Annotated in this window: 21 protein-coding genes; 12 read left to right on the top strand and 9 right to left on the bottom strand. The window is 70.7% G+C overall.

Features of this window, described 5'->3' with window-relative positions:
* Positions 1-26: 26 nt before the first annotated feature.
* The 7 genes from ABTZ59_RS32020 to ABTZ59_RS31990 all read right to left on the bottom strand — a co-directional run bounded on the left by ABTZ59_RS32020 (position 27) and on the right by ABTZ59_RS31990 (position 6,888).
* Positions 27-632: a hypothetical protein gene (locus ABTZ59_RS32020; protein WP_351421584.1), complete on the bottom strand. Its 606-nt coding sequence runs from the start codon at positions 630-632 to the stop codon at positions 27-29.
* On the bottom strand, positions 619-2,247 hold the full coding sequence (locus ABTZ59_RS32015; RefSeq protein ID WP_351421579.1) for a substrate-binding and vWA domain-containing protein: 1,629 nt from the start codon (positions 2,245-2,247) through the stop codon (positions 619-621). The genes ABTZ59_RS32020 and ABTZ59_RS32015 overlap by 14 nt, the downstream gene beginning before the upstream one ends.
* The gene (locus ABTZ59_RS32010) at positions 2,244-3,434 is read right to left on the bottom strand and encodes a toxic anion resistance protein (protein WP_351421576.1); all 1,191 of its coding nucleotides are present in this window, start codon (positions 3,432-3,434) and stop codon (positions 2,244-2,246) included. Before ABTZ59_RS32010 ends, ABTZ59_RS32015 begins: the two co-directional genes overlap by 4 nt.
* Before the next feature lie 37 nt (positions 3,435-3,471).
* Entirely contained in the window at positions 3,472-4,563 is a 1,092-nt protein-coding gene (locus ABTZ59_RS32005) for a hypothetical protein (RefSeq protein WP_351421571.1), read from the bottom strand.
* 207 nt (positions 4,564-4,770) lie between these two features.
* Positions 4,771-5,169 carry an SCO4983 family protein gene (locus ABTZ59_RS32000; protein WP_351421568.1) on the bottom strand — a complete coding sequence of 133 codons (399 nt, stop codon included), beginning with the start codon at positions 5,167-5,169 and terminating at the stop codon, positions 4,771-4,773.
* 186 nt (positions 5,170-5,355) lie between these two features.
* Positions 5,356-6,567 carry a pyridoxal phosphate-dependent aminotransferase gene (locus tag ABTZ59_RS31995; RefSeq protein ID WP_351421708.1) on the bottom strand — a complete coding sequence of 404 codons (1,212 nt, stop codon included), beginning with the start codon at positions 6,565-6,567 and terminating at the stop codon, positions 5,356-5,358.
* A 168-nt stretch (positions 6,568-6,735) separates the two neighbouring features.
* Entirely contained in the window at positions 6,736-6,888 is a 153-nt protein-coding gene (locus ABTZ59_RS31990) for a hypothetical protein (RefSeq protein WP_351421565.1), read from the bottom strand.
* 134 nt (positions 6,889-7,022) lie between these two features.
* On the opposite strand from ABTZ59_RS31990, the gene ABTZ59_RS31985 reads away from it, so the two are divergent.
* From ABTZ59_RS31985 to ABTZ59_RS31950, 8 genes are all read left to right on the top strand, one after another.
* Entirely contained in the window at positions 7,023-7,370 is a 348-nt protein-coding gene (locus ABTZ59_RS31985) for a DoxX family protein (RefSeq protein WP_351421562.1), read from the top strand.
* Positions 7,371-7,385: 15 nt separating this feature from the next.
* A complete protein-coding gene (locus ABTZ59_RS31980) occupies positions 7,386-7,508 on the top strand; it encodes a DUF397 domain-containing protein (protein WP_351421558.1) in 123 nt (40 codons plus the stop codon).
* Between the two features lie 174 nt (positions 7,509-7,682).
* Positions 7,683-8,306: an HAD family hydrolase gene (locus ABTZ59_RS31975; RefSeq protein WP_351421555.1), complete on the top strand. Its 624-nt coding sequence runs from the start codon at positions 7,683-7,685 to the stop codon at positions 8,304-8,306.
* Positions 8,299-9,312 (top strand): LacI family DNA-binding transcriptional regulator, encoded by a 1,014-nt coding sequence (locus tag ABTZ59_RS31970; protein ID WP_351421551.1) that lies wholly within the window; start codon positions 8,299-8,301, stop codon positions 9,310-9,312. The genes ABTZ59_RS31975 and ABTZ59_RS31970 overlap by 8 nt, the downstream gene beginning before the upstream one ends.
* 70 nt (positions 9,313-9,382) lie before the next feature.
* On the top strand, positions 9,383-10,297 hold the full coding sequence (locus ABTZ59_RS31965; RefSeq protein WP_351421544.1) for a carbohydrate ABC transporter permease: 915 nt from the start codon (positions 9,383-9,385) through the stop codon (positions 10,295-10,297).
* The gene (locus tag ABTZ59_RS31960; RefSeq protein ID WP_351421533.1) at positions 10,294-11,115 is read left to right on the top strand and encodes a carbohydrate ABC transporter permease; all 822 of its coding nucleotides are present in this window, start codon (positions 10,294-10,296) and stop codon (positions 11,113-11,115) included. The genes ABTZ59_RS31965 and ABTZ59_RS31960 overlap by 4 nt, the downstream gene beginning before the upstream one ends.
* 132 nt (positions 11,116-11,247) lie before the next feature.
* Entirely contained in the window at positions 11,248-12,612 is a 1,365-nt protein-coding gene (locus tag ABTZ59_RS31955; RefSeq protein WP_351421527.1) for an extracellular solute-binding protein, read from the top strand.
* On the top strand, positions 12,609-13,301 hold the full coding sequence (locus tag ABTZ59_RS31950; RefSeq protein ID WP_351421524.1) for a 2'-5' RNA ligase family protein: 693 nt from the start codon (positions 12,609-12,611) through the stop codon (positions 13,299-13,301). The genes ABTZ59_RS31955 and ABTZ59_RS31950 overlap by 4 nt, the downstream gene beginning before the upstream one ends.
* Before the next feature lie 64 nt (positions 13,302-13,365).
* Here ABTZ59_RS31950 and ABTZ59_RS31945 read toward each other — a convergent pair whose 3' ends face one another.
* Positions 13,366-14,997, bottom strand: a complete 1,632-nt coding sequence (locus tag ABTZ59_RS31945) for an N-acyl-D-amino-acid deacylase family protein (RefSeq protein ID WP_351421520.1) — start codon at positions 14,995-14,997, stop codon at positions 13,366-13,368.
* A gap of 97 nt (positions 14,998-15,094) precedes the next feature.
* A complete protein-coding gene (locus tag ABTZ59_RS31940; RefSeq protein WP_351421515.1) occupies positions 15,095-16,429 on the bottom strand; it encodes an amino acid deaminase in 1,335 nt (444 codons plus the stop codon).
* A gap of 169 nt (positions 16,430-16,598) precedes the next feature.
* Between ABTZ59_RS31940 and ABTZ59_RS31935 the strand changes: the two genes are divergently transcribed.
* From ABTZ59_RS31935 to ABTZ59_RS31920, 4 genes are all read left to right on the top strand, one after another.
* Complete coding sequence (locus ABTZ59_RS31935) at positions 16,599-17,687, top strand: sugar kinase (protein WP_351421703.1); 1,089 nt, start codon at positions 16,599-16,601, stop codon at positions 17,685-17,687.
* Positions 17,684-18,448 (top strand): IclR family transcriptional regulator, encoded by a 765-nt coding sequence (locus ABTZ59_RS31930; protein WP_351421507.1) that lies wholly within the window; start codon positions 17,684-17,686, stop codon positions 18,446-18,448. Before ABTZ59_RS31935 ends, ABTZ59_RS31930 begins: the two co-directional genes overlap by 4 nt.
* Entirely contained in the window at positions 18,445-18,855 is a 411-nt protein-coding gene (locus tag ABTZ59_RS31925) for a RidA family protein (RefSeq protein ID WP_351421495.1), read from the top strand. Before ABTZ59_RS31930 ends, ABTZ59_RS31925 begins: the two co-directional genes overlap by 4 nt.
* A 167-nt stretch (positions 18,856-19,022) precedes the next feature.
* Entirely contained in the window at positions 19,023-20,495 is a 1,473-nt protein-coding gene (locus ABTZ59_RS31920) for a GntP family permease (RefSeq protein WP_351421486.1), read from the top strand.
* Positions 20,496-20,539: the final 44 nt, after the last annotated feature.

Here is a 20,539-nt window from a genome sequence, read left to right as displayed (position 1 = left end):
CATGGTCCGGTCGGGGCATGGTCCGGTCAGTGCTTGTTCCGGTCCTCCAGGTACCGCGTATGTGTCTCCTGCCTGCGGGCCTCCGCCTCGCGCAGCGCCGTCGCCAGCGCGTGTGCCTCGTCGTACAGCACCGTCAACTGGCGCTCCAGATGGCGTTCCGGCGGCTCGGTGCCCGGCTGGAGACGGGTCCACCAGCGGGTGCGTACGAAGGTGTCCACCGATTCCGGGATGTCCTGGCGGACCGCCCTGGACAGGGTGTGGACCGCCTCCGGGTCCCGGGCCAGGGCGTCCGTGACCCAGCCGGGTTCCAGCAGGGCCCCCAGCGTCTCGGTCAGTTCGGTCAGCCGGCCGGCCGCCGCGGGAGGCAGGTCCACCTCGCCCAGATAGGTCATGAGCTGATCGAAGTCGCCCCGCAGCTCGTCCAGTTGTTCCGACGGATCGGTGAAGGGCGGCGCGTCCGGGCGCTCGGGCGGGGCGATCAGCGCGCCCGCGCCGTACAGCCCCGCGACGACCACCGGCCAGTACGCGCCCGCGAGTCCGGTGAAGGTGAGGGCGAGTCCCACCAGCCCCGCCGCGCTGCCCGTGAGGTTCTTGCGGGACTCCAGATAGCCGAGGAATCTATTGGTAGCCACGGATCTCCTCGAAGGCGCCGTCGAGCGAACCGCGGGTCGCGTCGAACAGCCGCCCGCCCGTCAGTTCGGCGATATGCGTCAGCTCCGCGCGGTCCGAGTCGCCGAAGAGGATCGGGAAGACGGGCGTGGCCCGCCGGTCGGCCGACAGCTTCGCGTAGAAGGCGTCGAAGTCGCCGGGACCGCTTCCGGTGGTGTTCTCGCCGTCCGTCATCAGCACGATCGAGGTGAAGGCGTCGGCCTTGCCCGTGCCCAGGTGTGTGTACGCCTCGCGCAGGCTGCTGTAGATGGCCGTCTCGCCGGACGCGGTCAGCGATCCGGCGTCCGTACGGATTCCGTTCAGCGCGGCGGCCGGGTCACGCGGGTCCACCGTATGCGTACCGACCCGCTTCACCGACGAGCCGAACGGCATCAGTGTCACCTCCTCCCGGTCCCGGAAGCGCTTCCCGGTCGCGGAGTCGTCCGTGCCCGTGAGCCCGGCCAGCGCCGCCTTCAGCCGGGACAGCCGGTCGCCCCGCATCGAGCCCGAGGTGTCCAGGACGTACACGGTGCGCGAGGGCCGGCGCAGCTGGTTCTCGTACGAGTCGAGCAGCCCGTCCGCGACCGATCGCGAGCCGGGGAAGGGCAGTTCGCGCCGCTTCTCGGTGTCAAGACCCGCCGCGGGCTTCACCGCCGGTACGACCGGACGGCGGAAGGTCTCCTCGGTCAGCGCCCGCTGCGCCTGCGGACCGCGCAGATACGAGGTGAGGGCCTGGCCGGACTCCCGCGCCTCGGGCGTCGCCGATGTCAGCAGCGTCAGCGGGTAGTCGGCGGTCACCACCCCGTCCTTCGGGCGGATCACGGTGAGTCCGGTGTTGCTGTCGCGGTTCATGGAGAGCAGCACCGACTCGTAGTTGACCAGCGCGTCCACACTGCCGTTCCGGGTGTACGCGGACGCCAGCCAGCCGGAAGAGCCGGAGGTCAGCTTCTGCCCGGTGAAGAACTCCTTGAGCTTGGGCGTCGCCCGGCGCACATCCGCGTCCGTCAGCGCGGACTGAGCCCCCGACAGTCCGGAGGCGACCGAGATCAGCGCGGAGAAACCGGAGTTGGACCGTACGGGGTCGGTCATCCCGTAGGTCAGTTTTCCGGCCAGCACCGCCTGGTGCACCTGTGACCAGGTGACCTCGTCCGGCCGCCAGCCGAGCCGCTCGACGGTGGCCGCCTTGACACCGAGGGCGACGGGGGAGGACATGATGGATGTCTCGTTGGTGAGGCGCTCGGCGGTCTCCGGGTGCAGTCGCAGATAGTCGTTGGACGACAGCCACACCGCGTCGTACTTCCCGTCCGCCTTGCCGGACGCGATCAGCTCGGCGGCGTCCAGCGTGCCGGTCCAGGTGGGGCGTACCTTCACCCCCGTCTTCCGTTCCGCCTCGTCCAGCACGCCCTGCGTGTCGGCGAGTTCGCTGGAGGCGAGCACCCGCAGGGTGCCCGGGTGGTAGGCGGTGCCGGAGCCGCTGCCGGTGTCCTTCGACCCGCCGTCGGACCCGCCCGCCGAGCAGGCGGTGGCGGTGAGCAGCGCCGCGATCAGCGTGGCCGTCAGCCTCGGCCGTCGGCTGCCAGAAGACCGCTTTCCTGTCACTGGAGGCCGCCTTCCAGGGCGGACGCGGAACGGGTCCGCTCCAGATGTGTGCTCGCGATCTTCAGCTCCGCCGTCAGCGACTCCACCGTCGACGCCATCGACTCCGTCGCCTGGATCTTGTACGTGTCGATCGCGTCCAGCGTCCGGTAGATCTGCTGGAACGCCGAGCGCAGCGTCTCCGCCCCGACCGCCGGGTCCGCCGCGATGCGCTGGATCTCACCGCTCTGGGTGGCGAGCATGTCGGCGTTGCCCCGGATCAGATCCTCGGTGGTCGAGCGCAGGACGTTCACCTGCTCGGTCACCTTGCGCTGGTTGTCCAGGGCCGAGGCCAGCATCACGGCGATGCGCAGCGCGGAGACCGTGGTGGTCGCGGCCCGGTCGACGCCCTTGATCAACTCCTCGTTGTTGCGCCGTACGACGTCCATCGCCAGATAGCCCTGCGCACACACCGCGAGCTGGGTCAGCAGGTCCTGGTGCTTCTGCCGGACCGGGAAGAGGACATCGGCGCGCAGCGCGTCCGCCTGGGTGGGATCGGTCGCGTCGACCGCCGCGATGCGCTCCCCGACCGCGGTGTCGAGCGCGTCGGTGAGGACCGCGTACTCCTGGAGTTTGCCCATGGTCTCCCACAGGCGGGTGCGTTCGGTGTGCAGCGCGGCGTTGTCGCGCCGCAGTTCGTCCTGGCCGCCCCTGAGCGAGCTGACGATCCGGTTCAAAGTGGACTGCGAGGAGGCGTACTTGGCGGCGTGGTCGCGCAGTCTGTTGCCGCCGGGCAGCTTGGAGAGGAACCTGCGGGCGCCCTTGCCCGGGGTGTCGCGCGGGTCCAGGTCCTCGACCGTACGGCGCAGTTCGACGAGCGAGGACGACACCCGGGACTGGGCGTCCTCGCCGCCGGACGCGAGCGAGCGGACCGTACGGTCCAGCATCCGGTTGGACTGCTGCGCGGCGCCGCGGATCTCACTGGAGCCGAGGGCCGCGATCTCCCCGATACGCGTGGTGAATTCGGGCGAGCGCGCGTCGAGACCGGCGAGCGAGCCGACATAGTCCGTGGCGCGCCGGGTCATCTCGTCGCGTACGGAGGCGTCGAGCGGTACCAGCCCCGCCGCCTGTTCCGTACGGACGGGGGCGACGGGCTCGGGCGGCGTGAGGATCAGCTCGCTCGGCGCGCCCGCCGTGTTCTCGGTGGTCATCTGGTCCCCCTGGGTGTGTGTCCGTGCCGGATGGGCATCAGGACCGGCTCCGCCGCGCCATCGCCTGGAGCCACTGGGTGGTGGGCACGGGCGCCTGGTGGACGCCGGTCAGCGTCTGGTTGAGATAGGCCGCGTGGGGGGCGGTCGCCGCGGTGAACTCGGCCGCCGCTCCCTGGGGGCGGAAGCCGTGGCGTACCACCAGCTCGCGCAGCCGCTTGTCGGTGGTGAGCAGTTCGCCGAGCGCGCGGCCGTCGGCGGTGAGCGGGACGAGAGTGTGGTCGCTGTTGACGGTGGTGTCCGGGTAGAGCACGACCAGATCCCCGACATCCTGCTTCTGGAGCAGCAGCGAGGCCACCTGCGACTCGTACACCAGCACCAGCGGATTGCCCGCGCCGCTGATGAAGTCACGGAACGGCGCGTCGGAGCTGGTCTGCTGGGCGCCCTGGGGCGCGATCAGCTTCTTGAGCAGCGGCGCCGTACGGTCCACCGCGCGGGCGTCGGTGACGAGACCGCCGTTGGCGACGAAGGAAGCGGCGGCGAGATAGAGCGCGCCGGAGTTGGAGGACTCGGGGTCGGTGCTGCTGATGAAGACCGTCCCGTTCAGCTCGGCGTGCGCCGAGGCGCCCTTGAGCTGCTGCCAGATACGGTCCGCGCGGACCGCGTCGAGGAACGGGCCCATCCGGAGCGTGCCGCGCGCTTCTTCGCCCGGCTTCCCTTCGAGGGCGGCCAGCCCGTTGCGCGCCAGGACCTGGGCGACCGGGCGGTGCGCCACGACGACCAGCGGCGAGTAGAAGGGCCGCAGCGGGCCGCCCTGCACCTTGTACTTCGCGTCCAGCTCCTTGGCCGGGGCCTGGGAGGCGGGGAACGCGAAGTCATAGCCGGTGAGGGGCAGTTCCTCCATCGCCCAGGAGCCCGAAGTCTCCGTCTTGACGGTGAAGCCCTTGTCCGCCAGGGCCTTCACCACATCGGGATCGGCGAAGAACTCACCCTTCTCCGAACCGATCACCCCCCGCACGGTCTTCGTTGCCGTGCCCTCGCCCGTTCCCTGGGATTCCCGGCCTGCCACGACAGCCGCTGCCACGCCGCCGATCAGCAGCACCGCCAGAACGATTCCTACGATGCGTTTCACGAGGGAAGCGTGCTCCCAGAAGCCTATGTTCTGGGGGGAGTTGGGTGTACGGAAGGTGAAGGGCCCATCCCGGTGAGGAACCGGAGGGATCCGTTCACGCGGGCCCGACCGGAATTCACGTGGGCCCGGCCGGAGCGAGTCCTGAGCGGGGCCGCGCCGTGTGTGGCGCCCGGTCCGCGCGCCTCCGCGGCCCGTGGACCGGGGCCGTCAGCGGGCGCCGACGAGCCGGGGTTCGTGCGGCTCGCGCAGCGCGGCGGTGTGCGCGTCCATCCGCTCGGCGGAGAGGATCGCCGCCGCCGTGTCGGCGCGCGAGGCGGCGACGACCAGGGCGCGGCCCGCGAGGGCGAGCGCGCGGCGGTGCAGCGCGGCCGGATCGGCGCCGGTGAGCCCCGCGTGCCGGGCCGGCGGGGCCCCGCGCAGCCTGGCGATCTGTCCGGCGATGGACTCGGCGGCCGCGTCGAGTCCCAGCTCGTCCGTGACGGCGAGCAGGGCGGAGAGATGCCCGGCGAGCTGGATGTTCAGCTCTTCCTCGCGGGTGCGGTGGGGAAAGTCGTGGGCGGCGTCGGCCAGCGAGTGGACCGACTTCGTACGGATCGGCTCGTACATGGGAGGGGCCTCCTGGCGGGGTCAGGAGACCATCCTACCTTGGATTCAGTCTAAAGTTGAGTGAAGTCCGGCGAATGTCTGCCCACGGCTGGGAGTCTGGGAGTGAGGCCTACGCCTGGGAGAAGGGCCCTACGGCTGGGAGTAGGGCCTACGGCTGCGAGTAGCGCCTACGCCCGGGAGTAGCGCCTACGGCTGGGAGTAACCGTCCAGGAACGCGCCGATCCTGGTCACCGCGTCGGCCAGATCCTGTGCCGCCGGCAGTGTCACGATCCGGAAGTGGTCGGGCTCCGGCCAGTTGAACCCCGTACCGTGCACGACCATGATCTTCTCGGCCCGCAGCAGGTCGAGCACCAGCTGCCGGTCGTCCTTGATCTTGAAGACCTTGGGGTCGAGCCGCGGGAAGAGATAGAGCGCGCCCTTGGGCTTGACACAGGTCACGCCTGGGATCGAGGTGAGCAGGTCGTACGCGGTGTTCCGCTGCTCCAGGATCCGGCCGCCCGGCAGTACCAGATCCTGGATCGACTGCCGGCCGTTCAGCGCCGTGGCCACCGCGTGCTGCGACGGCATATTGGCGCACAGCCGCATATTGGCCAGGATCGTCAGGCCCTCGATGTACGAGCCGGCGTGCGCCTTGGGGCCGCAGACCGCCAGCCAGCCGGAACGGAACCCGGCCACCCGGTAGTTCTTGGACAGCCCGTTGAAGGTGAGGGTGAGCAGATCGGGTGCGATGGCGGCGGTCGGGGTGTGCGTGGCCCCGTCGTACAGGATCCGGTCGTAGATCTCGTCGGAGCAGACGATGAGATGGTGACGGCGGGCGATCTCGGTGAGCGCGCCGAGCATCTCCTCGCCGTAGACGGCACCGGTCGGGTTGTTCGGGTTGATGATCACGATCGCTTTGGTCCGATCGGTGATCTTCCGCTCGATGTCGGCGAGGTCCGGCATCCAGTCGGCCTGCTCGTCGCAGCGGTAATGCACGGCCGTCCCGCCCGCGAGGGAGACCGACGCGGTCCACAGTGGATAGTCCGGGGCGGGTACGAGCACCTCGTCGCCGTCGTCCAGCAGCGCCTGCATCGACATCTGGATCAGCTCGGAGACGCCGTTGCCGAGGTAGATGTCCTCGACGCCCAGCTCGATGCCCTTGGTCTGGTAGTGCTGCATCACCGCGCGCCGCGCGGACAGCAGCCCCTTCGCGTCGCCGTAGCCATGTGCTCCGGACAGGTTACGGAGCATGTCCTCAAGGATCTCCGGCGGGCACTCGAAGCCGAAGGCCGCGGGGTTGCCGGTGTTGAGCTTGAGGATGCGGTGGCCCGCTGCTTCGAGCGCCATCGCCTCGTCGAGGACCGGGCCCCGGATCTCGTAACAGACGTTGGCGAGCTTCGTCGACTGGATGACCTGCATGGCGGCCACCTTACGGCGGTGCGGGCGGGGCCGCTCGGTGGTTTTGGCCACGTCCGGACCACTTCGCCCCCAACCGGACGGTGTCGCCCCTCGCGACGCCGCCGCGCGCACCGGCAGACGGACCCCCGGCCCGCGCTGTCGCCAGGGCCCGCTTCGGCCGCCTCAAGATCAGTCGCTCCAGGGGTCCTCTGCCGTCAGTAGGTCGCGGGTGCCCAGAACGTCGTCACCGAAGGATGCGTCCAGTGTGGCGACGAAGCGGTCGAGGTGGCCGGTGAGATCCGCGCCGTCGGCGGCCGGAGGGGGAGGTGCAGGGCTGGCCATAGTCGCTTACTTAAAATAAGGTACTGAGGAAATCGGCCGGATCCCGGGCGGTGGCAGCTCTGCCCTGCCCAGTCCGGCCCGGTCTTTGTACGTCCGCGGCCGGCGTTGCCGTCCATATCTTCCGAGAGGTTACCGTGTTCATCGCCTATGCCGTCGTCGGCATCCTGCTCGCCGCCGTCCTGACCGGCTCCGCCGTTGGTACCTTCACCCGGCAGGAGAAGATCGTCGGCTCGATGCTCGGGCTCGGTGTGCCCGAGAGCTGGCTGCCGCGTCTTGCCACGCTGAAGACGGCGGGCGCCCTCGGGCTGGTCGTCGGGCTCTGGGTGCCGCTGCTCGGCGTCGCCGCCGCGATCGGCGTGATCCTCTACTTCATTGGCGCCGCCGTCGCGCATCTGCGGGCCAAGGACTACGCGATCGCGCCGGTCGTCGTCATCTTCCTGCTCGCCGTCGCCGCGCTGGCGCTGCGCCTCGCCTCGGCCTGAGCCGGCCGGGTCGCCGTGCCGTCCGGCGGCGGCCGTGCCGTACGCGACAGCAAGAACCCCAGCGGGCCCGCCCTGCTGTTCACCGCCGACGAGTGGCAGGCGTTCGTGCGCGGCGCGGTGGACGGCGAGTTCAGCTGATCGTCGGCGCACCGGCTCGCTCGTGATCAGGAGCGCCCGGCCACCGCGGTGAGCCGGGCGCTCCTCGCCGCCGGTCGGCCGGGACCGGTACGTCAGGCCGTGCGGCGTACCGCGCGGTCCGCCAGGACACTCGTGCCGGCGGCGCGTTGAGGGAGAGCCGCTATCATCCCGCTCGTGGAACGTTCCCAAAGTGAATCATCAACCATAGTCGTATGGGATCTCGGTGGCGTCCTGGCTCCGTCGGGCCGTGCCCTCGGCGCGCTGGCCGCCGCTCTCGACGTACCCGAATCCGGCCTTGCCGACCCGTACTGGGCCCACCGTGATGCCTACGACCTGGGCGCCTCTCCCGATGAGTACTGGCACCGGATCGCGAAGGATCTGGGGCGCCCGCTGAACCAGGAATGGGTCGACCGACTCGACCGTATCGACACCGAGTGCTGGTCGGGCCTCGCACCCGAGTCCGCCGACCTGCTCGCCCGGTTGACGCACCGCGGAACACCGTTGGGAATCTTGTCCAACGCGCCGGACTCGCTGGCGACGGCGGTCCGCCGGGCGTCATGGAGCGATGTCTTCGAGACGCTGGTCTTCTCGTCCGATCTCGGGCTGATGAAGCCCGACCCGCTCGTCTACGGGAAGACGGACGAACGGCTCGGCCGTGCCCCCTCGGACGTCGTGTTCTTCGACGACCGGCGGGAGAACGTCGCCGCGGCCCGTGCCCACGGCTGGCGCGCCCACGTGTGGACGGGAGCCGGGACCGCCGCGGCCGTGCTCGCCCAGGAGGGTGTGCTGGATGGCTGACCGGCCGCGCAACCCCACGATCATCGACGTGGCCCGGCTGGCCGGGGTGTCCAAGTCGGTGGTGTCCCGGGTCGTCTCGGGGCGCGGCAGCGTGGGGGAGGAGACCCGTCGGCGGGTGCTGGGGGCCGCGCAGGAACTGGGCTACGTCGTCAATGCCGTGGCCCGGGCCATGGTCGCCCACCGCACCTACACCGTCGGGGCGTTCGTCCGCGACGCGGCAACGCCCTTCTACGGCCACCTTCTCACCGCGATGCAGGAGCGCGCGGCGTCCCACGGCTACCGGGTGGTCACCGCGACGGGCTCCGGCCGCTTCGAGGTGAGTGACGAGTACCGGGCGCTGGAGACCCTCGCCATGCTGCGGGTGGAGGCGCTGATCGTGTGCAGCGGACTGTTGCCGAGTGAACGGATCCTCCCGTTCGCCGCCCGGCTGCCGACGGTCGTGGCGGGGCGCCCCGAGACCCATCCGAGCATCACCAGCGTCTACTGCGACGAGGAAGAGGGGGGCATCGCGCTGGCGGACCATCTGCTCGGTCTGGGGCATCGCGAGATCGCGGTGATCACCGTGCCGGCCAGCAGTTCCGTGACGCTGGGACCGCGGACGGCGGCCATGACCCGCTACCTGCGGGAGCACGGAGCGCGCGTCATCGAGATCGCGGGGCCGCACCGGGAGACGGCCGGCGCATGGGCGACCGAAGTGCTGCGGCATCCCGAGATCACCGCCGTGATGACCCCCAGCGACCGGCACGCGGTCGCCCTGCTGGAGCAACTCCGGCTGCGGGATGTGGCCGTACCCGGGGAGTTGTCGGTGACCGGCTACGACGGCATCGGGGACCTGGCGACATCCCTGATCGGGCTGACGCACTGGCGCCAGCCGATCGACCTGATCGGCAGTCGGGCCGTGGACGCCCTGGTGCGATTGCTCGACGGCGAGCAGCCTCCGGACCACCACGAGGCGCTGCACGGGTCGCTGGTGGTGGGCCGCACAACCGCCCCGCCGGTCGGCTGATCCGCTCTTTGCGCATTGTTCACCCGGCATCTACTGCACTCGTCGAACCCGGAATGGGAACGTTCCACACATGATTGGGAACGTTCCACTCCCCCGTGGTGCGGCACACCGCAGGGTCTGGCCGCGCGGCCTCGCCGGTCCGCTGATGGTCCTGCCCTGTGTCGGCCTGTTGCTCGTCTTCGCGTACTGGCCGGTCGTCCGCAGTGTCGTACTGAGCCTGTACGGCAACGATCTGCTGGGCGACCCGACCCGGTTCACCGGCCTCGACCAGTACTCCGCGCTGTTCAGCGATCCGGACCTGCGCCGGGCACTGCTCACCACGGTGGGGATCGCCGGGCTCAGCGTGCTGCTCTCCGTGGGCGGCGCGCTCGCCGCGGTGCTCCCGCTGCGCCGGGCCGCACGCCGGCCGCGGGCCGTGGTGTCGGTCTTGCTGTCCCTGCCGTTCGCGTACTCGGCGGCGGCGTCGGCGGCCGTGTTCGCGGGCCTGTTCGCCCCGGCGGTCGGAACCCTCAACCAGATGCTGGCCCATCTCGGCGTCACCGGGCCGGAGTGGCTGCGCTCTCCGGAATGGGCCGTTCTCGCCGTGTCGCTCGCCACCGCCTGGTACGAGTTCGGGTTCGCCTTCCTCGTCCTGCTGGCCGCGGTGTCCCAGCTCGACCAGCACGTCATCGAGGCCGCCGCGCTGGACGGCGCGTCGGGGCTGCGGCTGGCCCGGTCGGTGATCATCCCCATGCTCCGGCCGAGCCTGATATTCCTCCTGGTCACCCAGACCATCAGCGGACTTCAGGTGTTCACCCAGGTCCAGGTCCTCACCCGGGGCGGCCCGGCGGGCTCGACCTCGACGCTGGTCTTCGAACTGTACAAGCGCGCGTTCGGCGAGGCGCTCCCCCACGTCGGCACGGCTTCGGCACTGGCCGTGGTCCTGCTGCTCCTCGTCCTGCTGATCACCGCGATTCAGTTCAGGGTGCTGAGGAGGTGGGCATGAAACGCCGTCAAGCGGCTTCCGCCGTGCGCTGGTTGTGGCTGGGCCTCGTGGTCGTGGTCGTCGCGTTCCCCGTCTACGTCACCGTCGTCACCGCCCTGCTGCCGCCGGCCGACGTGGCCGCCGGCCGGCTCGTCCCGCTACCGGACCGGCTCACCCTGGACAACGTGCGTACCGCCCTGGGCTCCGCGCCACTTGCCCAGCAGTACATGGTCAGCGTGGCCGTCACCGCCGTGCAGGCCGCCGCCCAGCTGACCACGGCCGCGCTCGCCGCGTACGCGCTCGTCTTCCCTCGCTGGCGCGGCCGGGGCGGGGCCTTCGCCCTGGTGCTGGCGACCCTGGCCTTCCCCGGGGAGAGCCTGGTCATCCCCAACTTCCAGCTCGTCAGCGGGCTCGGGCTGCGCGACACCCTGCTCGGGATCGTCATCCCGTATCTCGCCGCGGGCTACGCGGTCTTCCTGCTCCGCCAGGCGTTCCTCGCACTGCCGCGGGAGGTGTGGGAGGCCGCCCGCGTGGACGGCTGCGGGGATCTGCGCGCGCTCCTGTTCGTCATCCTGCCCATGGCGCGGCCGCAGTTGGTCACGGCGGCGATGTGGTGCGCCCTGTCGGCGTGGAACGGCTACTTCTGGCCGCTGCTGATCACCGACTCCCCTCAGCGTCGCACCATCCAGGTCGGCCTCTCGCAACTCGTCGTGGACCAGGTCACCGCACCGGCCGTCATCTACGCCGGAACCCTCCTGGTCCTGCTGCCGACCCTGCTGCTCGTTCTGTTCGGCCAGCGCTTCCTGGTCCGCGGCCTGGCGGCGCGGATCAGCACCTGAACACCCCTTGAAACCCCCACAGCCCACCCGTACACAACCGTGGAAGAAAGACGATCCGCCATGTCCCCGTTTCCTTCATCCCTCCCTTCCCGAACATCCCTCCCTTCCCGAACCGGACTGCGAGCACGCGTCGTGGCCGGCTCCCTGACGACCGCCCTCGCCCTGACCCTCACCGGCTGCGGAGCCTCCGACGGCGGCGGGACGGCCACCGACGCGGTGCCCGGACCGTCGGCGCTGGCCAACGCGGAGAAGCCGGTGACCGTGACGTTGTGGCACGGCCTCGGCGGCCCCGCCGGCCAGGCGTTGCAGGACGAGATCGACGCGTTCAACAAGTCCACCGGCGGAAAGATCGTGGTGAAGGCCTCGTTCCAGGGCAGCTACGCCGACGCCATCGCCAAGTACACCTCCGCGATCCGCAGCGGTGGCACACCGAGCGTCATGGTCTCCAACGACATCACCAGCGGTTATCTGCGCGACGCCGGACAGACCGTCGCCGCCCAGGACATGGCCGCCGCGAACCCGGACGACCTCGACCTCGACAAGCTCCGCCCGGCGGCGCGCAACTACTACACGGCCGACGGCAAGCTCCTCGCCGTACCGCTGAACACGTCCATGCCCCTGCTGTACGTCAATGACACGCTGCTGGACCAGGCGAAGGTCGACCGCTCGACCCTCGGCACGCTGTCCGGCGTGGCCGCGGCGGCGCGGAAGATCCACGGGGCCCTGCCGGGTGTGAAGGGCATCGACCAGCCCCTCGACGGCTGGTGGTTCGAGCAGCTCAGCGCCGCGGCCGGGGTCCCCTACTGCACCCCGGACAACGGCCGGAAGGCCGGCGGAGCCACGGCGCTGTCCCTGACCAGCGGGCCGCAGCGCACCGCGTTCGGCATCATGGCCAAGCTCTACACCGACGGCGTCGGTCTCGACACCGGCGACGACGGCAACGCCGCCCTGTCGGCGTTCGCCGCCGGCAAGACCGCCATGATGTTCAACTCCAGCGGCGCGATCGGCGGCCTCACCGAGGCGGGCATGAAGGGCTACAGCGCGCTGCCCTACCCCGTGTCCGGCTCGCCGTCCACCGCGGGCGCCGCGATCGGCGGCGCCGCGATGTGGGTGGACAGGACCGGGCACAGCGCGGCCGAGAAGGTGGCCAGTTGGAAGCTGATCAGCTACCTTGCCTCCCCCGGAGCGCAGGAACGATTCGCGAAGGCATCGGGATACGCCCCCATCAACACCGCGGTCGACAACTCGCCCACGTGGAAGGGGTTCCTCGCCCAGCACGAGCCCTATGCCGTGCTCGGCAAGCAGTTCGCCGACGCCCCGGCCACGACGGCCACCTCCGGCTGCCTCAGCGGCGCCATGCCGGGCGTGCGTGACGCGGTCGTGCCTCAGATGCAGCAGGCGTTCAGCGGCAAGAAGTCGCTCGACAGCGCTCTGAAGGCGGCGCAGGAAGCGGCGACGGCGAAGATCGAGGACTACCGGAAGCAGGCGGGGCAGTGACCAACACGACCAACACGACCACAGGCACGCCCATGAACACCTCCTCGAACGAGCGCTTCGCACAGGCTCCCGGAGACCCGTACCGCTACGGCGTCTACCTGCGCCCCGACCCCGTCACCTGCGCCGCGGTCACCGCGGTGACCACCCAACTGCGGGCACAGTACGGGCTCGTCTCGGCGGGCGCGTTCCCGCCGCACGCGACGCTGGTCGGCAGCCGCCACCTCCCGGGCCCCGTCGAGGAGATCATCGGGGCCGTGACCCGGGCGGTGGCCGACGTCCCCGCCTTCACCGTGCACAACGCGGGCGTGCGCCGTCAGGGGGTGGGGCTGGTCTACGACGTCCACCACCTCGCCGACGGCATCTCCCCGAACACGGCGTTCACGGACCTCGCGGCCCGGATCGACGCGGCCACCGCCCCCCTGGAGACACCGGCACCCAACCCGGACGGAAACCCCTTCGACGCCGACACGTTCCAGGCCCACCTGTCACTGCTCTCGCACGACATGTACGAACGCCCGGACCTGTTCGCCGAGGTCGAGGAGTACGTCACCGGACTTCCCGTGCCCTTCTCTGACAGCTTCCCGGGTGACACCGTCACCCTCTACCGCACCCGCAGCGACGACTGGACGGGGCGTTGGTGGCGGACGCTCACCTGGGAACACGTCCACACCTGGCGCCTGCGCCACTAGGTCCTGTCCGGTCGTTCGTATCTGTGCTTCGACCCGCCGGCGTGCACCCTCTCTCCGGAGACGGTCAGCCCGTGCGGCGCACCGACCTCCCCGCCAGGACGTTGGTGCGGCGGCCGTCCTCGATCACGAAGCGGCCGTCGATCAGCACATACGGGATGCCCACCGGCGGCACGCGCGGTTCCTCGAAGGTGGAGCCCGCCGCGACGGTGTCCGGGTCGAAGAGGACCAGGTCCGCGCGGTAGCCCTCGCGGACCAGGCCACGGTCGGGGAGCCGGAGGCGGGCGGCCGGGCGCCCGGTGAGGTGCGCCACGCACTCCTCCAGGGGCAGGACGCCCAACTCCCGTGCGTATCGACCGAGATACCGCGGGAACGTGCCATAGGCGCGTGGATGCGGCTTGGCGCCCTGGAGGATGCCGTCGCTGCCACCCGTGTGGACGCGGTGGCGCATGATCTGCCGGACGTTCTCCTCGTGGCCCACGTGCTGGAGGATCGTCGAGCCGAGCCGGTCCTCGATCAGCAGCCGGCGCGCCGTGGTCCAGGGGGTCTCGCCCGCCCGCGCCGCCGAGTCCGCGACCGTCCTGCCGACATGGTCCGCGAGATTGGCGGCCGAGACCCCGGAGATCTCGATGGTGTCCCACTCGATGGGCACGCCATGACAGCCGTCCGCGCCGATCACCTCCATGTGGTGGCGGATCCTCTCGGCGGTCGGCTCGTCGCGCAGCCGCTCCAGGATGGCGTCAGGACCGCCCTCGCTCGCCCAACTGGGCAGCATCGCGACGAGCGTGGTGCACCCCGGGGTGTACGGATACGTGTCGAGCGAGATGTCCGCGCCCGCGTCGAGCGCCTTGTCGAGCAGCGCGAGCAGCTCCGGCGCCCTGCCCTTGTTCACACCGAAGTTCATGGTGGCGTGGGCGAGATGGAGGGCGCAGCCCGCCTGCCGGGTGAGCGTCACCATCTCCTCGTACGCCTGGAGCGCCCCGGCGCCGTACGAGCGGTGGTGCGGGCAGTAGTAGCCGTCGTAGCGCGCCACCACCCGGCACAGCTCGGTCAGTTCCGAGTCGTTCGCGTACATCCCGGGTGTGTAGGTCAGTCCCGAGGACATCCCGACCGCGCCCTGCTCCATCGACTCGGCCACCAGCCGCTTCATACGGTCCAGTTCGGCGTCCGTGGCGGGCCGGTCGTCCCAGCCGACCGCGTACATACGGACGGTGCCCTGCGGGATCAGATACGCGGCGTTGACCGCGATGCCGTCGCCGTCGAAGCCCTGGCCCTCGAAGGCGCGGTCGAGCCGGTCCAGATAGCCGCCGACCGTGCGCCAGTCGAAGTCGATGGTCGTGTCCCCGGGCGCACCGCCGTTCCAGCCGGTGATGGTCTGCCGGACCTGTGCGAGGGTCGCGTCGTCCACGGGCGCGTACGACAGCCCGTCCTGGCCGATCACCTCAAGGGTGACGCCCTGCGCGGCCTTCGCGGAGTGGTCTGGGTCCCGCAGCAGGGCGAGATCGCTGTGCGCGTGCATGTCGATGAAGCCGGGGGAGAGGGCGAGCCCGGCGGCGTCGAGGACGCGGGCGCCGGACGGGCGTGGCTCGCCCTCGCGCCGTATCGCCGCGATGCGGCCGTCCTCGACGCCGACATCGGCGCGGTACGAAGGCCCGCCCGTGCCGTCGATGACCCGTACGTCCCGAATGACGAGATCCATCTGCGAAACCCCCTCAGAGGTCAGAGGTCAGAGGTCAGAGGTCGGAGATCAGAGATCAGAGGTCGGTGGTCGCTGATCAGTGGTCCGTGGTCCGTGGTCAGAAGAACGTACGGATGAGGTCGGTGACCGTGCCGTCCGCCTCCACCAGCGGGATCAGCTGCCACTTGTCGAACGACGTACAGGGGTGCGACAGCCCCATCCCGACCCAGTCGCCGACCTCCAGAGCGGCTTCGGGCGTCGTGGTCAGCCAGCCGTGCTGGTCGGACAGGCCCGTCACCGTGATGCCCGTCGCCGGGCGGATCTCGCCGGTGCGGCCGTCCCGTACCACCTGCGCCACCGGCAGATCGAGGTCGTACGCCGCGTCCCGCTTGCCGGCGTTGACGAACGCCTGCCCGGCCGACGGGCGGGAGACGACCTGCGCCCAGAGCCGGAAGGCCGGCTGGAGGGAGCCCTCCTCGGGGACGCGGTTGAAGGGGGTGAGATGGCGGTAGTGGCCGTCGTCGTGCGAGACGTACGCGCCGGAGCGCAGCAGCTTCAGCACGGGCCGGGAGAGGGCGGGGATCTCGGTGAAGACATCGGCGACCGCGTCGAACCAGGCGCTGCCGCCCGCGCTGACCACGATCTCGTCCGTGCCCCCGAACCGCCCCGCCGCGTCGAACTCCACCGCCAGCGCGACCAGCCGGCGCAGCCAGGCGCGCACGGACTCGCCGTCGGCCCCCGGCACCTCGCCCTCGTAACCGGCGACCCCGGTCAGCCGCAGGGTCGGTACGGCCGCCACCGCGTCCGCGACCGCCGCGCACTGCGCCTCCGTACGCGCGCCGGTGCGCGCTCCCTCACCGGCGCCCAGCTCGACCACGACCTCCACCGGGCGGCCGGCGCCGGCCGCCCGCAGGGCCTCGTCCATCAGCTCGACGCCGCGTACGGAGTCGACGTAACAGACGAAGCGGAAGCCCGGGTCGCGGTCCAGCTCGGCGGCGAGCCAGCGCAGCGCCGCCGCGTCGACCACTTCATTGGCGAGGAAGATCCGCTGGATGCCGAACGCGCAGTAGACGCGGGCCTGGTGGGGTACGGCTGCGGTGATGCCCCAGGCGCCGTGGGCCAGCTGGCGCGCGAACAGCCGCGGGGACATGGAGGTCTTGCCGTGCGGGGCGAAGGCGAGGCCGTGGCGCTCGGAGTAGGTCTCCAGGAGGGCGAGGTTGTGCTCGACCGACTCGGCGGAGAGGGCGAGGACCGGGGTGGTGAAGCCACCGGTGAACAGCGAGCGGCGCTCGGCGGCGAGCGCGCCGACGGTCAGGCCGTCCGCGTCCGGCGGGAGGGCTTTGAAGCGGTGGTCGACGCGTTCGTCGCTCAGCTCCTGAAGTCCGCTGAGTCCACTGAGCCCACCGGGTCCGCTGAGTCCGCTGAGCTCGTCCGTTCGTCGGCCGGCGGCCATGGAGCCTCCCCAATATCGATCTCGTTGCACTACATGCAATGACCATTGCGCATATCGCTGAGGGCTGTCTAACATCCGAGCCGACAGCGGGTCAATGGTGACCCGGCACGGTGACCGGCCCAGAGCCGGTCGAGTGGCGAGGAGCCCCAGAGTGACCGGAACCGTAGACATGGACCTCCACCCCGGCGTGGATGTCGTCTGCCTCGGTGAATCCATGGTCACCTTCCTGCCCTCGCTGCCGGGCCGCCTCGCCGACGTCCCCTCCTTCACCCGTACGATCGGCGGCGCAGAATCCAATGTCGCCTGCGCGCTGGCCGCCGCCGGACACACCGTCAGGTGGGTCGGCCGGGTCGGCGCCGACGGCTTCGGCGACCATCTCGTCGACGCGATCGCCGCATACGGCGTCGACACCTCGGGCGTACAGCGCGACCCGGACCGGCCCACCGGCATCTACTTCCGTACGGCGACGGACCGCGCCACCGACGCGCACGAGGTCGCCTACTACCGTGCGGGCTCCGCCGCCTCCGCGATGGCGCCAGGAGCCCTGTCGTACGACGACCTGTGGGCCGGGCGCGTACTGCATGTGTCGGGCATCACGGCCGCGCTCTCGGACGACTGCCTCGCCCTGATGCGCGAGCTGACCGGCCGCGCGCCGGGACGCCCGCTGATCTCCTTCGACGTCAACCACCGGCCGGGGCTGTGGCGCGACGGCTCGGGCGCCCGCGTTCTGCTGGACCTCGCCCGGGGCGCCGATCTGGTCTTCGTCGGTGAGGACGAGGCGGCCGAGGCGTGGGACCTGCACGGCGGGGACGCGATCCGGGCCGCGCTCCCGGAGCCGGCGACGCTGGTGGTGAAGCGGGGCGGCGCGGGGGCGACGGTGTACGAACGGGGCGCGGATGGGCTGGGCGCTGGCTCGGGGGCCGAGGGCGTGACCGGCGGGGCCGTCAGGGCCGTCGGCGGCGACACCGTGACGTCCGTCCCCGCGCTGCGCGTCGATGTCGTCGCGCCCGTCGGCGCCGGGGACGCCTTCGCCGCCGGATTCCTCTCCGCGACCCTCCGCGGTCTGCCCGCCGCCGCCCGGCTCCGGCACGGCCATCTGATGGCCGCGGCTGCCCTCACTGTGCCCGGAGACCTCGGTACACCACCCTCGCGGGCGGAAGCCGACCGGCTCGTGGGCCTCGACGACGCCACCTGGGGGACACTTCGTCTCGGCCCCGGCTGGACGGCGGCCACGGAGCAGGAGGTACGTACCCCATGAGCCAGACCGTCGACCGGGCACTGAGCATTCTGCCGCTGCTCGCCCAGGGCCCCGCCGACCTCGGGCGGGTCGCCGACCGGCTCGGCGTGCACAAGTCCACCGCGCTCCGGCTGCTCCGTACGCTCCATGAACACGGGCTCGTCTACCGCCAGCAGGACAACCGCTACCGCCTCGGCGCGCGCCTCTTCGCGCTCGCCCAGGAAGCCGTCGAGAACCTCGACATGCGCGACATCGCCCACTCCCATCTGGTCGCGCTCAACAACCAGTGCGGTCACACCGTCCATCTCGCGGTGTACGAGGAGGGCGAGGTCGTCTACATCGACAAGGTCGAGAGCCGCTACCCGGTCCGGATGTACTCGCGGATCGGCAAGCCGGTCGCGATCACCGTGGCCGCCGTCGCCAAGCTGCTGCTCGCCGACCTTCCCGAGGCCGAGCGCCGCGCGCTCGCCGAACGCCTCGACTACCCCATGTACACGCCCCGTTCGAGCACCAACGCCGCCGCCTTCCTCAAGGAACTGGCGACCGTACGCGAACAGGGCTGGGCCACCGATCTCGGCGGCCACGAGGAGTCCATCAACTGTGTCGGCGCGCCCATCCGCGGTGCGGACGGCCGGGTCGTCGCCGCCATGTCGGTCTCCGCGCCGAGTGTCGTCGTCACCGCCGAGGAACTTCTCACCCTGCTCCCGCTGGTACGTCGTACCGCCGACGCGATCAGCAGGGAGTATTCCGGCAACACCCATCCCAGCAAGGACGATTCATGACCGACAAGACCGCACTGACCCCCGCGACCCACACCACCCCGCCGGCGAAGTTCTCGCACGGCGTCCGCAAGGGCAATATCCTCCAGGTCGCGGGCCAGGTCGGTTTCCTCCCGGCCGTCGAGGGCCAGGGGCCCACCGTCGCGGGCCCGACCCTGCGCGAGCAGACCCTCCAGACCTTCGCCAACGTCAAGGCGATCCTTGAGGAGGGCGGCGCGAGCTGGGACGACGTCATGATGATGCGCGTCTACCTCACGGACGTCGACCACTTCGCCGAGATGAACGAGATCTACAACGCCTACTTCGGCGAGCAGGGCCTGAAGGAAGCGCCCGCCGCGCGTACCACGGTGTATGTGGGCCTGCCCAAGGGGCTGTTGATCGAGATCGACGCGCTGGCCGTCCTCGGCTGAGCCATAGCTCCGCCCCTGCCGCCTTCCCTGCCCCGCCCCGTCCTGCCCCCCGTCCCGAGAACCCCACCGCTGAACGTCCTACGCGTATCCGCGCCGCCGTACGGCACGGCGCCCGCCGACCGGGCGCCGTGCCGTGATCCCCCCATGCCCACGACCAGAGGCTCCCCATGCTGCTCGCCGCTGACGCACCACCGCAGACCCCACCCCACACGGGGGGTCTGCTGCTCCTGATCGACGGCACCGCCGGTCTGCTGACCGTCGCCGCCCTCGGCATCGTCCTGTTGCTCTTCCTGATCATCAAGGTCAGGCTCCAGCCCTTCGTGGCGCTGCTCGGCGTCTCCATAGCCGTCGGCCTCGCGGCGGGCCTGTCCGTCACCGAACTCTTCGGTACGGTCCAGAAGTCCGCCGCCGTCTCGATGATCGAGAGCGGGATGGGCGGCATCCTCGGCCATGTCGCGATCATCATCGGTCTCGGCACCATGCTCGGCGCGATCCTCGAAGTGTCCGGCGGCGCCGAGGTGCTGAGTGCCCGGCTGCTGAACCTCTTCGGTGAGAAACGCGCCCCGCTCGCCATGGGCGTCACCGGTGTCGTCTTCGGTATCCCGGTCTTTTTCGACGTCGGCATCTTCGTGCTCGCGCCGATCGTGTACGCCGCCGCCAAGCGGTCCGGCAAATCGATCCTGCTGTACGCGATGCCGCTGCTCGCCGGTCTCTCGATGACCCATGCCTTCCTGCCCCCGCACCCCGGCCCGGTCGCCGCGGCCGGACTCTTCGAGGTGGACCTCGGCTGGGTCATTCTGATGGGTGTCGTCGTCGGCGTCCCGGCCGTCCTCGCCGCGTGGGGCTATGCCGCCTGGATCGGGAAGCGCGTCTTCGTCGACGTTCCGCAGGACATGGTCGAGGCGGCTGAGGAGGCCAAGGCCGCGGTCGCCGCCGAGCAGCGCGCCTCGGGTGTCACGCCCCCGGAACGGCCGGTCGCGCTCGGCACGGTCCTCGCGATCATCGGCACCCCGCTGCTCCTGATCCTGCTCGCGACCTTCTCGTCGATCGCCCTCGACCCGTCGACGGGCCGCTCGGTCATCGAGTTCTTCGGCCACCCCTTCGTGGCCCTGACGATCGCGCTGCTGCTCGCGTACTACCTGCTGGGCATCAGGAGGGGCTGGTCCCGCAAGTCCCTGGAGACGGTCTCCACCGCCTCGCTCAAGCCGGTCGGCAACATCCTGCTCGTGGTCGGCGCCGGCGGTGTCTTCGGCGCGGTGCTCAAGGGCAGCGGGATCGCGGACGCCCTGGCCGACACCTTCAACGACGTCGGCCTGCCGGTCATCCTGCTGGCCTGGCTGATCTCGGTCGTCCTGCGCGTCGCCCAGGGCTCGGCGACGGTCGCGATCGTCACCACGGCCGGTATCGTCGTGCCGCTCGTCGAGGGCCAGGATCTCTCGCAGGCGCATCTCGCGCTGATCATCATGGCGATCTCGGCCGGCTCGATCTTCGCCTCGCACGTCAACGACGGCGGGTTCTGGATGGTCGCGAAGTACTTCGGCATCTCGGAGCGCGACACGCTGAAGTCCTGGACGGTCCTGGAGACCGTGCTGTCGGTGGCGGGCTTCGTGGTGGCGGCGCTGCTGAGTCTGATCATCTAGAACGTGTCGGGGGGGGGGGGGGGGGGGGCGGGGGGGGGGCCCCA

Origin of the sequence: Streptomyces sp. NPDC094034, from assembly GCF_040303865.1 — a bacterium.
In the GTDB taxonomy this organism is placed as follows: domain Bacteria; phylum Actinomycetota; class Actinomycetes; order Streptomycetales; family Streptomycetaceae; genus Streptomyces.
The sequence above is the reverse complement of the archived record's forward strand: the minus strand, read 5'-3'. Positions and strand labels throughout refer to the sequence as shown.